The sequence below is a fragment of the Kordiimonas lipolytica genome, from assembly GCF_001550065.1.
Genome location: NZ_LRUB01000035.1, coordinates 154,674 through 168,410, shown reverse-complemented (window position 1 = coordinate 168,410; position 13,737 = coordinate 154,674). Strand labels below are relative to the sequence as shown.

Annotated in this window: 9 protein-coding genes; 5 read left to right on the top strand and 4 right to left on the bottom strand. The window is 52.4% G+C overall.

Annotation, left to right across the window (positions count from 1 at the left end):
- Positions 1–264: 264 nt before the first annotated feature.
- Together KORM41_RS18625 and KORM41_RS18620 are read left to right on the top strand one after the other, a co-directional pair.
- On the top strand, positions 265–891 hold the full coding sequence (locus KORM41_RS18625; RefSeq protein ID WP_197421277.1) for an RNA polymerase sigma factor: 627 nt from the start codon (positions 265–267) through the stop codon (positions 889–891).
- A gap of 29 nt (positions 892–920) precedes the next feature.
- Complete coding sequence (locus KORM41_RS18620; RefSeq protein ID WP_082720059.1) at positions 921–1,952, top strand: FecR family protein; 1,032 nt, start codon at positions 921–923, stop codon at positions 1,950–1,952.
- 55 nt (positions 1,953–2,007) lie between these two features.
- Here KORM41_RS18620 and KORM41_RS18615 read toward each other — a convergent pair.
- Together KORM41_RS18615 and KORM41_RS18605 are read right to left on the bottom strand one after the other, a co-directional pair.
- Positions 2,008–3,161 (bottom strand): IS3 family transposase gene (locus KORM41_RS18615; RefSeq protein ID WP_380084332.1). Its coding sequence is split into 2 segments (ribosomal slippage): positions 2,008–2,906 and positions 2,906–3,161, totalling 1,155 coding nucleotides; the frame shifts between segments, so codons are not numbered across the junction.
- A 487-nt stretch (positions 3,162–3,648) separates the two neighbouring features.
- The gene (locus tag KORM41_RS18605) at positions 3,649–5,916 is read right to left on the bottom strand and encodes a TonB-dependent siderophore receptor (RefSeq protein WP_068151929.1); all 2,268 of its coding nucleotides are present in this window, start codon (positions 5,914–5,916) and stop codon (positions 3,649–3,651) included.
- A gap of 240 nt (positions 5,917–6,156) precedes the next feature.
- Between KORM41_RS18605 and KORM41_RS18600 the strand changes: the two genes are divergently transcribed.
- Complete coding sequence (locus KORM41_RS18600; protein ID WP_082720058.1) at positions 6,157–7,179, top strand: LacI family DNA-binding transcriptional regulator; 1,023 nt, start codon at positions 6,157–6,159, stop codon at positions 7,177–7,179.
- A gap of 18 nt (positions 7,180–7,197) precedes the next feature.
- On the opposite strand, the gene pgmB is transcribed toward KORM41_RS18600, so the two are convergent.
- Together pgmB and KORM41_RS18590 are read right to left on the bottom strand one after the other, a co-directional pair.
- Positions 7,198–7,845, bottom strand: coding sequence for a beta-phosphoglucomutase (gene pgmB, locus KORM41_RS18595; RefSeq protein ID WP_068151926.1), 648 nt, complete (start codon positions 7,843–7,845; stop codon positions 7,198–7,200).
- Between the two features lie 20 nt (positions 7,846–7,865).
- Positions 7,866–10,214, bottom strand: coding sequence for a glycoside hydrolase family 65 protein (locus tag KORM41_RS18590; protein ID WP_156432054.1), 2,349 nt, complete (start codon positions 10,212–10,214; stop codon positions 7,866–7,868).
- A gap of 163 nt (positions 10,215–10,377) precedes the next feature.
- Between KORM41_RS18590 and KORM41_RS18585 the strand changes: the two genes are divergently transcribed.
- A complete protein-coding gene (locus KORM41_RS18585) occupies positions 10,378–11,625 on the top strand; it encodes an MFS transporter (RefSeq protein WP_231727330.1) in 1,248 nt (415 codons plus the stop codon).
- Between the two features lie 35 nt (positions 11,626–11,660).
- A complete protein-coding gene (locus KORM41_RS18580; RefSeq protein WP_068151922.1) occupies positions 11,661–13,724 on the top strand; it encodes a hypothetical protein in 2,064 nt (687 codons plus the stop codon).
- The last annotated feature ends 13 nt before the right edge of the window (positions 13,725–13,737 follow it).

The following is a 13,737-nucleotide window of genomic DNA, read 5'->3' as shown; positions in this document are numbered from 1 at the left end:
TGCGCTCTGCCACCCGTTAACGAATGGATGCAAAAAACCTGAACCCCAAACTAAAAATTTAATTTCCCCACCTCATCTAGGCGATAAAATGAATGGTCAAATTTGAGATATCCACTTCATTTTGGAGCGGATATCTGAGCCAACTAAAAAATTTCATGGATTTGGGTTCAGGTTTGTTTCGCTGAATCGTTATATGAAAATATGGGTAGAAGTGCGGGTCTGTATGCCGCACACAAAATATGGATCGAACAGCCAGAGCTAGGAATGATTATTTCATTTAAAAAAAGAAATCTGGAAAATCAGGATGACGCTTTGCCTAACGACGCTTCCCCGCAAGCTGTAGTCCAAAGCAAAGAACAGCAGCAGCGTGCCAAGAGCGCTGAGGATCTGATCGCACTGTATAATAGATATCACAAGGCCCTGAAATTGTTTGTCATGACAACTGTCAAATGTGAACAGGTAGCCGAGGAAATTACCCAGGAATCGTATTTGAAGTTCCTGAAAAAGCAGAACGAAAAAGTGATTGCCCACCCCAGAGCCTATTTGTTTCGTACGGCGTCTAATTTGTCCATTGACTTCATCAGACGAGACATCCGGGGTATCTTTGACAAGAAGAGGGATTTTCAGGAAGACGAGATAGAAAGTCCCCATGCCTCGCCTGAAGACCAAGCAATCTTAAACCAAACCAAAGTATCCCTCGAAGCCTCCCTGTTAAAAATGCCCAGAAAAATGAGGCAGGTGTTCTATTATCGGCGTTACGAGGGACATTCGATCCAAGATATTAGCAACAGAATGAACATGTCAGAGCGAATGGTCTATAAACATCTAAGAAATGCTCTACGTCACCTTGCTGTTGACCTGAAGGGGGGAAAACGGTGTTCCGAAGATTAACAAGAAGAAAAAGCCATATTTCAAAGGATGTGGCTGAATTATATATCCGTATGGAAACACGTGAATCTACGGCAGATGACCTACGTCAATTGATGGACTGGGCGGTAGACAACCCGGAAAAACTTGATGAAATGGAGGAACTAAGCAACCTCTATGAAACTATCGGCAATGTGAGACCTGCAGAGGAAATCATTCACGCTCCCGATAGGCCATCTGATCTTTGGAAAACAACAACTCGCCGAATGTGGATTACTTCCCCAATCAGGACATTTGGACTAGTTGCTGCCACATTAGCGCTGTTCATGTTTGGATATTTTCTGGAATTTGCACCTGACAGCCAAAACTATCAAACCGGCATCGGTGAAATACGGAATGTAGCCTTGGAAGACGGCTCTAAAGTACACCTAAATGGCGACTCACTGGTAACCGTTAGTTATCAGAAAGACCAACGATACCTTGTCCTTGATGAAGGAGAAGCCTTCTTCGAGGTTGCTAAAGACAAAGAGCGCGAATTTATCGTGGAAGTAGGTGGTGTTTTGGTTCAAGCCGTGGGAACGGCCTTTAACATTGACTACACAAACAACGACGTGACGGTCAGTGTAACGGAGGGAACTGTAAGAATAGGTGTAGCTGACGAGGCACAACTCCCAACTGACCAAAGAAGCCCAATGCTTTATGCGACTGTTGGAGAGAAGATAGCCATTAGAAAGGCTGTTCCTACTATTCACCGACCTAGCGTCGAAGAAGAAGTGGGTATGAATCAGAGAATTGGGGTCTATATCCTGGAAAAAGAGACAAGTCCCCCCGACCATTTCTCTTCCTGGCGGAGCGGAGTGTTACACCTCAATGGTGAACCTCTCAGCACGACAATTGACCGTATCAATAGGCAATCCCAGAAGCAGATCGCCATTTCAGACGTGAGGCTGAAACCACTGCCAATATACGGTTCTTTCCGACTTGACGATACCGATAGCTTTATCAAAGCCATAGAAGTGCTTTACCCTATTCAGCACATCGAAACCGACAAAGGCTACGTCTTAACCTACAAGAAAAATAAGTAATATGTACTAACCTCACAGGTGCGTCAGGACAGCTATCTGAATAGCCCCTAGTTTCTTAGACACCTTGGGCTTTCCAATTTTGCTGCTGTTCGAACTCGACGGGTGACAGCATCCCGTTGTTACCATGCTTGCGTTTTGGGTTGTAGAAAAACTCGATATAGTCAAACACGTCCTGCCGAGCCTCTGTGCGGTCCCGATACGTCCTTCGCCTGATCCGTTCTCGCTTGAGGAGTTGGAAAAAGCTTTCGGCGACAGCATTATCGTGACAGTTCCCCCGCCGGCTCATGCTGGCTTCCAGATTGTGGGTCTGCAGGAACTTCTGCCACTCATGGCTGGTAAACTGGCTGCCCTGATCTGAATGGATGATGACCTTCGACCTTGGCTTGCGCCGCCAGACAGCCATCAGAAGCGCGCTCAGAACCAGATCCATATGCATGCGGGACTGCATCGACCAACCGACGACGCGCCGGGAATAGAGATCAATCACGACAGCTAGATACAGAAAGCCCTCATGGGTCTTGATATAGGTGATATCCGTCACCCAAGCTTTGTCAGGCTGTGCTACGTCAAACTGTTGCTGCAATTGATTGGGGGCCACAATGGCGGGCGCCCCACCATAGCTGCCGGGTCGGCGACGATAGCCAACCTGCGCCTGGATACCAGCCAGACGGGTCAACCGCCATACCCGGTTCGGTGAACAGGTCTCGCCGATTGACCGCAGGTCATCATGAATCTTGCGGTAGCCATAGACACAGCCGCTTTCCAACCAGGCCTGTTTGATCAATCCGGTCAGCCGTCTGTCATCCTTCGTCCGGTCACTCAAGGGCGACCGCAGCCAGGCATAGAAGCCGCTATGATGCACCAGCAGCACGCGGCACATCACGCACACCCGGAACAGGCCCCGGTGCGCTTTGATAAAGGCGTACTTTACTTGGCTTCTCTTGCGAAGTACGCCGTGGCCTTTTTTAGGATGTCCCGTTCCTCGGTAACCCGGGCTAGTTCCGCCTTCAAGCGACGTATCTCGGCCGTCTCCGCAGCCTCCTGTCTGATCTGTCGCTCCGGCTTGTGATAGCGCTTCTTCCAATCGTAAAGCGACTTGGTGCTGATCCCCAGCCGCGTCGCAACCTCAAGCACCGAATAGCCTCGATCAACCACCTGCGCGACTGCGTCACGCTTGAACTCTTCCGTATAACGAACACCTGATGACATACTTGAACTCCTTGCTTCATTTTTACCAAGCAAGGTGTCTAGAAATCTAGGGGCTATTCAATCTTATTTCTCGCCTACTACTTTTTTGGGGAAACTTACCTTCCGCGATTTAAAACACAGTATCAGGCAGCGAGCTTGGCCTAGGCGCTCGCTATTAATATCACTGCATTTCGCGAGTAGTGTCCTCAAAAGTCGGTGTTTCAGAAGCCGTTATAGAGGGGGACGAAGAAGGAAGTCACACGACCAGACTGACAATTTAATTGCCCGGCCGAAAGCTGGCACCTTCGAAGTAGAGTACAACCAAAGCTAAACTTCAACCCGCGCTACTGTCCGCAGTTTCTTGGCATGCGTCCTCTGAAAAAGAGGGCGCCTCCGGATGCTTCCGGAAACGCCCTAGGCCCCAATTACTTGGATGGGAAATCTATTGTTTAGAGGGGAAGAGGCCCGCCTACTTCAAGGGGAGGAAAGGCGGGCCTTTACTCGGGACTTAGAAGTCGTAGCCGATGCTGAATTTCACCGAACGGCCCAGGATGGGGCGACCGTTTGGTGCAGCAGGGTTACGGGGGTCACCTTCCGTGATACCATGGCTGTTATTCAAGTTATCAGCATGGATCTGGAAGAAGAGACCTGAGGGGGTATTTACGAGCAATCCAGCATCGATTTTCTCATAGCCAGCAAGTTCAACTGTATTGCCGCGATCACCGTACCGGTCACCTACCACTTGCAGGGCTCCATAGAGAGTAGCTGTCATGTCACCAAGTTCGAATTCGTAACTTGGGCTGATACGGAACTGGTATTTCGGTTGCCGATGCACGCGGTTGCCAATGTCACTCGTGGTTGTCGAGTCAGTAATTTCTGCATCCTGCAACGTGATGATAAAGGCGAGATCGAATGCATTGTAAGTATAGCGTCCGTCAAGCTCGACGCCAAGCGAACGCGTTTTGAAAGCTGCAGCAGAAACTACACTGCCAACAGTGCTCGAGAAGCTGTCGTTCTTGTTGTAAAAGGCAGTAGCAAACAACCCGAAGTGGTCTCCCGAATATTTCACGCCGCCTTCAAGCTGCTTGATGCCATTCACATTGAGCCTGCTTTCCCGCACACCGTCAAAGTTGGGGAACAGAGAGCCTTTCGAATAGCGAGCGAATACACCAAGATCGTCATTGATGTCATAGTTCACGGCAGCCGTGTAGGAAAAGGCATTGTCCTTGAGGTTGGTTGACATATCGCGCACACCGTCAGGGTAACCTGGGCCACTATCAAGGACATAATCAATATCGAGCCATTCCTCGCGTAGGCCGAAATCGACGCGAAGGTCAGGCGTAGCTTGCCAGCTGTCGGCGAAGTAGAGCGCGTCAGCGGAGGCGTCGCCGGCAGAGCTGATGCCGTATGCCCAGCAACCTGAACCTGAACCAGCGGCTTGCAAATCAGCACAAGCAATGCTGTCCTCGAGAAAATCGCCATTTGCCACGTTGTGAACTGGCGTAAAGTTACCGAGTGTCCAGAAATCGTCTGAAGACCATGTAGCCTTGTAATAACCGACGGTCACCTCATGATCGCCAAATTCTTTCGAAAGGCTAAGGTCATTGGTGAAGGACTCCAGATCTTTCTGGACAACCCAGTGGCCATAGTTTTGGATATAGTCGCTATCGGACAAAGCCTCACCGCCCAGTGTAGACACAGAGGCCAGCCCAAGAGCTGACACCTGGATTGGGCTACCATCCGGCACAAGGCCATATGTATCAGCGTTACCCTTAGTGTAGGACATGTTGTTACGGACGGCGAAGCCATCACCCAGATCAAAGTCAATATTCAGACCAGAGACGCTACCGTCCCAGCCGCGCCCACCAGCAAAGTCGAAGGTTTCGGTATCGCCGTTACTATTCACCTGCAGGGTGCGGAAGCGCGTGGCATTCCCAAGTTGCGAGAAATCGCCCAAGTCATTCCCAGTGAACAGCGCCATCGGTAGGTACCATTGGCCATGGTCATCGGTCACCCGAGTCCAGGCGTTGATCTCGCCATTCTCAAGAATCTTGGTCAGTTGCAGGGTTACCTGCTTTCCTTTTTCAGAGTTAAATTCGGCGTCGCGCACACCCGGGGATGACTGAACATAACCGCCGACCATATAATAAAGCTCATTGCCAAGAGGGCCGGACATTACCGCATCAACGCGCTGCAGGTCATAGTCAGAGGTGGTGTATTTGACGCGACCCTCGGTCTCATCGCCACCTTTCTTCAGATTGAAGTTCAGCGTTACACCGGGCTCACCGTTCGAGAAGACGGCGTTCGGGCCACCACGCAGTGCCTCTGCGCTGGCGATGGTTTCATCGATCCGGAAAATCGAGCTCTGCTCAAAGAAAGACAAAGACTCTGTTCCGTAGATTGGCGAGCCGTTGATGGACATGGTCACAAAAGGGGCATCACCTCCACCTGGCAGGCCGCGCACGTCAATATTCGCACCAGCCACACCGCCGGAGCTTTCAGCCCACACACCGGGTACGAGCGTGAACAACTCCGCCGTACTTTTGGTGCCGGCTAGACCGATCGCATCCTCGTTCATTGTCGTAATGGCGAAACTGGCATCCTGCTTAGCAACGCCGGCGCCGCCTGGTGTTCCCAGAACTACGATCTCTTCAAATGCCATGTTGTCAGTTTCAGTATCGGCGCTGGTATCTTGTGCTGAAACGGCTGTTGCCGAAAAAGCGATAAATGTCGCCAGGGCGGTACTGGATTTTAGGTGGTTCAGTGTAAAACGCATGTGTTTGGCCCTCCCACACTTCACAAAAATGTATGCTTTTAAGCGATGCTCAACAAGCCGGCTTCCACCCCGACTGTGTGGCGGCTGTAGTCGCACACACGTGTCTGCACTCACATCAAAGCGGTGAATGGATTCGTTTCTACGCTGCTTTGCAATCGTTTGCAATACAAAATTTCAATCGATTGCATAATTTTGTAATATAACTCGACAAAGCTATGTTGACGCATGTAGTAAAACTAAATGGAAAAAAACAAAAATCTAACGATGGCGGATATCGCCAAGCTTGCCGGTGTATCCGAAGCGACCGTGTCGCGCGCACTCAGGAATAGTCCGCTGATCAATAAGGACACTCGGGCAAAGGTGCAGCGCATCGCGCGCGAGAACAACTATGAAATCAATGCTGCAGCGCGCAACTTCCGCACCAAGAAAACACACACGCTGGCGGTTGTGCTACTGGTTGATAGAGAATGGGGTCACGACCTGTCGAACGCCTTCATGATGGTTCTTCTGGGCAGTATCGCGGATGAAGCCGCACATCACGGATACGATCTTCTGCTGTCAACCAATCAGCAGGACATAGCTGATTTGAATACTTACTTTCTCGAATCGAAGCGCGCCGATGGCCTAATTATTATTGGCCAAGGCCGCAACGACCCGCGACTCGACCGATTGGCAGACGCCAAAGCTCCCTTCATTGTCTGGGGTGCCGAGATAGCAGGCCACAATTACTTCACCGTGGGCAGCGACAACCGGAAGGGCGGTTATGACGCCACCAGCCTCCTCGTACAGAATGGTCGCCGCCATATCGCCTTTATGGGTGATGTTCGTCATCCGGAGATGGAGCAACGCTGGGAGGGTTACAAGAAGGCACATGATGAAGCAGACCTTCCTCTTGACGATGCGCTTGTGGTGCCAACAGACTTTTCTCAATCAGACGGCTACAGAAAAGCGGAATCCTTAACCAGTAATGGAAGGCCGGTGTGCGACGCAGTGTTCTGCGTCAGCGACAATATCGCGCTCGGTGTACTAAAGCGTTTTGCAGAATTAGGTATCCAGGTACCCAATGACGTTGCCCTAGTGGGATTTGACGACAATCCACCTGCCCTTTTCAGCATGCCGGGGCTGACGTCCATCAGGCAGAATGTACGCGAGGGCGGACGCTTGCTAGTGCAGAACCTGATCAAAATACTTGACGGCCAGGTAGTCGAGCATGTGGCTATGCCCACGGAACTCGTAATTCGCGACACATGCGGGTCAGGCTAACGCCCGGCGTCCCCACCTTTAGAATATTGAAAACACCTGCTCCGGCAGGCCCTCGGGCGTCGGTAGCACAATATCGGCTTCAGTGAGGACTGCTGCGTCACCAATGCCCGCAGCATACATGCCTGCGCTCTTGATGGCCGTGATGCCAGCGACAGCATCTTCCACGCCCACGCACTGACTGGCGGACAGGCCGAAGGCTTTGGCTACATCAAGGAAGATGTCGGGCGCGGGTTTGCCGTTCGGGATGGCACCGGCGTCGGCAACATAGTCGAACTGTTCGGTGATCTTTAGTCCTGCCAACACCTGTGGCGCATTTCGACTAGCGGAGGCCAACCCGACCAGCCAGCCATGTGACTTCAGCCATGCGAAAGCGTCCAGTATGCCGGGCAGCAGATCTGTAGGCGAAATGCCCGTGATCAGGTCCTGGTAGTCTTTATTTTTCTGGTGGGCAAGGCTGGCGAGCTCGTCATCCGAGACCGTGCGCGCACCTTTGTCGAGGATATAGGCGAGCGATTCCATCCGTCCCACGCCTTTGAGACGGTGATTGTCCTCTTCGTCGAAAGGAATATTCAACGACTGTGCCAGGCGCCGCCAGGCCAGAAAATGATAATGCGCCGTGTCGGTGATCACGCCGTCCAGGTCAAAGATGCAGGCTTTCTGTGCCATGTGGATACTCCAAACAAAACTCATGCATTAGGCAGGGCGATATTGTCGCCGCCCCGCAAGGTGACGGTGTTGCCATAGTGGGTGAAGCGAAGCTCGGCGGCACCCTCATTGTCAAATCGGGTCTCATCCTCGGTGACCAGAACTTTTAGTGTGGTACCTGCAGCCTGCACCTTGAAGGCATAGTGGTACCAGCCATCGGGCAGATAGGGTTGGAACGAGAGGTTCCCGCCCACGAACCGCATGCCGGCAAATCCATAGGTCAGCCCCATCCAGGACCCCGCCATGCAGGCCATATGGTTGCCATAGTGGGTGTTGCCGTGACGGTTCTCCAGGTCCATGCGGTAGGTCTCTTCAAAGAAAGCATAGGCCTTTTTGCGGTCACCGCTTTCCGCGTGTGCCACAGCATGCATACAGGCAGACAGCGTACTGTCATGTGTGGTGCGCGGCCCATAATAGGCCAAGTTGCGACGCTTATCAGACTCGTTGAAAAGGTGTGGCAGCAAGACCTGCGCCAGCACCACGTCCGGCTGCTTCAAAACCTGATGGCGGTAAATCACCAGCGGATGATAATGCAGCAGCAGGGGGTATTTCTCGGTGGGTGTTCCGTCAAAATCCCATTCGGGGCGGTTGAGGAAGCCGTCACATTGTTCATGAATGCCCAGGGTCTCGTCATAGGGCAGATACATGGCGTCAGCCGCACGCAACCAGGCTTGAACTTCAGTCTGTGTGAGACCAATGGACTTGCAAAGGGCCTTGTAGGTATCTGGCGTTTCTTGCGCCATGTGTCCCGCAAGTTCGGCAGCTTCGCGCAAGTGATGTTGGGCCATCATGTTGGTATATAGATTGTTGTCTACCATGGCGGTATATTCATCCGGCCCTGTAACCTCATGGATGCAGAAGGCGTCGCCCTTGTGGGCGCTGAAGTGCCCAAGGCCCATCCAAAGCCGAGCGGTTTCAAACAAAAGCTCGGCACCGCCCTCAAGCCACAAGTCACTATCGCCGGTTGCCAGCACATATTGGATGGCGGCATAGGCGATGGCGGCATTGATGTGATATTGCGCTGTGCCCGCCGGGAAGAAGCTTGAGCATTCCTCCCCCCCGATGGTGCGCCAGGGGAACAGAGCACCGCTTTTGTGCCCCATCTCACGGGCGCGGGTGCGGGCGGCATCAAGTGTGCCGATACGATATTCAATCAGCGAGCGGGCGACAGCGGGGTCGGTAAACACAAAGAAAGGCACAGCATAAATCTCAGTGTCCCAGAAATAGTGGCCATCATACCCGGGGCCAGTCAGCCCCTTGGCACCCAAGGCCCGCTTGCCGTCTTTGCCAACGCTGGTGAACAAATGATACTGGCCGAACCGGATGCCCTGCTCGACCGGGTCATCGGAGTCCACCGAGATGTCAGCGCCACTCCAGAAGCTGTCAAAACAGGTCTTGTGCGCCCGGTAAAGTGTGTCGAAGCCGGTGCTTGCCCAGTTGGTCAAATTGGCAATTAGTCGCTGGGTGTTGCTTTCCTTTGAGGCCTTGTCAAAGTCACCATAACCAACAAACTTGATCACGCGGAGCGACTGGCCGGGGGACAGCACACCTTCAAGGCACGTTGCCCAACTATCTTCGCGCCAGCTTTTCGATTCAAGGATTTCGGCATCGCTTTCGATATTCAGTTGATATGCTGAGGCAACGACGTGCTCGCTGTCGCGCACATCATGAAGGACGAGCGTCGTACCCGCCTTCTTGTCAGCAACAGGATTGTCGAGACACGCTCCTACAGACAGGGCGCCGGCGCGCGGATCAAAGCCCTCACGCGCGCCACCATAGTTGGCTCCGACGCCCGTGGTCAGCGAGACAGGCCCTACAAAGTCGACAGAATTGACCTGATAGTCAATGACCATCAGCCCAGGTTCAGCCATCGATACAAAACGACGACAGTTGATCTTCAGCATACCATTCGGCGTCACCCAGCGGCTAGTGCGGGTCAGCATTCCGTCGCGCATATCAAGGACGCGCATCTGGCCGTCAAGTTCACTGTCGCCCTGAACAAATGTCTCGCCGCCGGCAGTCAGGGTCACTCGCTTGGCGTCGGGCACTAGGATCATCTTGTTGTTGTGGCTGGCGAAACCAAACGCGGATTCGTCATAGTGGATAGGTTCCCTGAGGTAGACACCGTTCAGATAAGTGCCCTCGATCGAATGGGTGCCGGGTGCCACAGGTTCTTCAAAGGTGCCACGGGTGCCCAGATAGCCATTGGCCTGGGCCATAAGAGTTTCACTGACAGCCTGGGTGCTGGGCGTGAAACCGCTCTCCATCAGCCGCCAGTCATCCGGCAGAAACGTTGGCGCATTCGGTTTATTGAGGCGCTTCAAATTCACAATACTCCAATCCTTTACTACGGCATCCCTTTTGCATTCTTCCGCTACGAACCGTGAGGCGGAAGAAGAGGCGCACTACAATAACAAGCTTGCAATCGATTGCAAGCTTGTTATTGTAGTGCGCATGTCAAAAAACCATGCAAGAGAAATACAGGAGAGTTCCGTGGGAGGTTTCACGCATAACTGGCGAATCAAGTTTGCTCTGTTTCTGGTTTATTTTGTTTTCGCCATTCTGTTGAACAGCGTTGGGACCGTAATCCTCCAAGTTCAGGAATCGTTTGGCGTTTCCAAGGTTGGTGCCAGCATTCTTGAAGGCTTCAAGGATCTGCCGATCGCGATCGTCTCCTTTCTGGTTGCATCCTTCCTGCCGCGCTTCGGTTTCCGCAACTCGATGATGACGGGGCTTGGTATCGTAACGCTGGCATGCCTCGCTATGCCGCTGGTGCCTGCATTCCTGACCACCAAGATTCTGTTCCTGTCTGTGGGCGTGTCGTTCGCCCTCGTGAAAGTGTCGGTCTACTCCTCCGTCGGGCTGATCACCTATAGCCGGAAGGAACACGCCAGTTTCATGAATACGCTTGAGGGCATGTTCATGGTCGGCGTCCTGGTGGGCTACGCCTTGTTCAGTTCTTTCGTCGATGATGCAGCGCCTGGCTCGCCTGTTTGGCTTGATGTCTACTGGTGGCTAGCCGGTCTGACGGCGCTTAGCATTCTGTTTATTCACCTGACGCCGTTTGATGAAAGCGGCGCGCACCATGAGGGCAGCACGCTTGCGCAGGATTTCATGGATATGCTACGGCTCGTGATCCGCCCCATTGGCTATATCTTCGTTATGTCGGCTTTCCTTTATGTGTTGATCGAACAGGGTATCGGCACATGGCTGCCAACCTTCAACCGAGAGGTACTGCACCTGCCGTCCAGCATGAGCATTCAGGCCACCAGCATCTTTGCCGCAAGCCTTGCGCTTGGGCGGTTTTCCGCAGGGGCCCTGATGGCGCGGTTTGACTGGTACCCGGTTCTGAATGTCTGTGTCCTGGCCGTGGGTGCGCTGGTTCTAATCAGCTTGCCAATGGCAGAAGGTGTCGTCCCCAACGTGGATGTCACCTGGTTTGACGCGCCACCGGCCACCTATATCTTTCCGCTGATCGGGCTTTTTCTGGCGCCGATATATCCGGCGATCAATTCGGCCGTACTGACAGCGCTTCCGACGTACCAGCACTCTGAAATGACTGGGTTGATTGTCATCTTTTCCGCTTTGGGCGGCACGACCGGATCCCTGATCACGGGAGCTGTTTTCGAAGCAGTAGGCGGGACCCAGGCTTTTTACCTGTCCCTCGTTCCAATGACGCTGCTTTTGATCACGCTTTTTCTGTTCCGTAAAAGCACCACTACAATCATTGAAGCCCACTAGAATGAGCTGCAATCGGATTTAAGGACGAAATTTTCATGATAAGAATACCTCAGCATTTATCCGCAGCATTTTTTGCACTTGCTTTATCTCAGGCCGGGTTGGCTTGCGTTGCCGATCCTGCAATGGCGGAACAGCCTCTATCGCCATCCAGCCAGCCCCAAGAGGCACCACTACATTTTTCCGTTACCGAGGGCAAAATCTACAACGAGTTCTATCGCTCCGGCTCATCGGCAGCGCATACAGTGCTGACATCTGGCACAAAACCACGGCTGATTGTCGCGTTTCCTGCCGGAAATAGTGGCGTAAGCCTATGGTTCGATGAACAGCAGCAGGCGGCAAACTGGCGTCCGCTAGAGTTTATTTCGCCAATAAGCAAAGAAACGCCTGCGGGACCTCTATATGGCATCGAAGCCACAGTTACGGCTCAAGCCTCCTCCCTGACCATAAATCGTGCTGTCCTAGGCAATATCCGAGCCATTCGCACATATATGCATGAGGCCACGGTTGACTCTCGATTGACCCCTTCAGTGAAGCAGCAAGCTAACGATATTGTTTGGTCTCGTGAACGGCTGGACGGCTTGGGCGGATATGCACTATCTCTTAAGATGCTTTCGGGTTCAATTAGCCATGCAGACGACGGTCGGATTACATTAATTGCAGGCAAAGATTCTCTGATCCGATTTCAGATGCAGGCACTCACCGGCGATACCCCTCTCACACCCATTGCGCCTGGGGAACTGCTGAACGCTACAGCCGCAGACGATCCCTTGTCCCGCAACATACTTGCGTTTCTCACATATAAGGAGAAAATGCTCGCAGGTTCCTGGCGGTTCAACACATACTTTGGTCGAGACACTCTTCTGTCTACATCCCTTCTAATGCCGACGCTCAAGCCCCAAGGAATAGACGCCGCCATTATCTCGGTCCTCAACCGGCTGGCGCCAAATGGGCAAGTGGCACACGAAGAAGAGATCGCAGAATTTGCTGTCATGCGACACATGGACGAAACAGGTCATGCCGCTGCAGATCCTGTCTATGATTATGCCATGATCGACGAGGGCTACTTGCTCGCCCCTATGTTGGCCAAGTATATGGCTATGGGGGAACATCAGGCTGCTCATCTAAAAGAACTTCTAATCCAAAAATCTCCAAGTGGAGCAACTTTTAGCGACCTTTTTGCGCGCAACGTGGAATATGTATTAAACCACGCCCAGCCTTTTGTGAATGATCCTGTTTTCGAGAATTTGATTCGGATCAAGGATGGCTCCCGAGTTGGCGAATGGCGCGACAGTCAAGAAGGCCTTGGGAATGGCCGCTACCCATATAATGTAAACGCTGTACTAGTTCCTGCAGCGTTGGAGGCTATAGCTGACCTGGCTCGCGCTAATCTCATTGCTGACGAAGGCTTGGCAGAAAGAGCCGCAGTCATGGCCCAAGTTTGGACCGATCATGCGCCAGCGTTGTTTGAAGTTTCACTGCAGCCTTCTACAGCACAGGCCAAAATCGATGAATATGCCAAAGAAAACGGCATACCCTCAATCGCAGCAAAATCGATGTCTGAAGGACTGGTACAATTCCCAGCCCTATCTTTAGACACCAACGGTGAACCGGTTTCCGTAGTTCACTCAGATCCGGCATTCCTCCTATTTTTCAGTGATCCCGAAATTGACCAACTTGAAAAAGTCATTTTTCAAATACGGCAACCGTTTCCTGCCGGGCTTATGACCCCTGTCGGCATGCTGGTATCTAACCCGGCTTTTGCAGATGCGGAAGTGCAATCGATCTTCACTAAGGGCCACTATCACGGGCCAGTAGTATGGCCATGGCAACAAGCCATGATGGCTGCTGGACTAGACCGCCAGATCAACCGTAAGGACTTGCCAAAATCGACACGCGACCAACTACTTGGCTTCCAAAAAGAACTGTGGACAGCTATCCAAAATGGCCATCCTGTTAAAACTGCTGAACTGTGGTCCTGGAACTACGAAGGCGGCACCTTCCATCCAGCACCCTACGGCCAAGGACAAGCGCACTTGACTGAGTCAAACGCTGCGCAACTCTGGAGTACCGTGTTCCTTGCCATATCGCCACCTAGATAGAATTGGCTCCCAT

Coding starts and splice junctions, on each gene's coding strand:
- KORM41_RS18625 (WP_197421277.1), top strand. CDS start 265: ATGATTATTTCATTTAAAAAAAGAAATCTGGAAAATCAGGATGACGCT.
- KORM41_RS18605 (WP_068151929.1), bottom strand. CDS start 5,916: ATGCGTTTTACACTGAACCACCTAAAATCCAGTACCGCCCTGGCGACA.
- KORM41_RS18600 (WP_082720058.1), top strand. CDS start 6,157: ATGGAAAAAAACAAAAATCTAACGATGGCGGATATCGCCAAGCTTGCC.
- pgmB (WP_068151926.1), bottom strand. CDS start 7,845: ATGGCACAGAAAGCCTGCATCTTTGACCTGGACGGCGTGATCACCGAC.
- KORM41_RS18580 (WP_068151922.1), top strand. CDS start 11,661: ATGATAAGAATACCTCAGCATTTATCCGCAGCATTTTTTGCACTTGCT.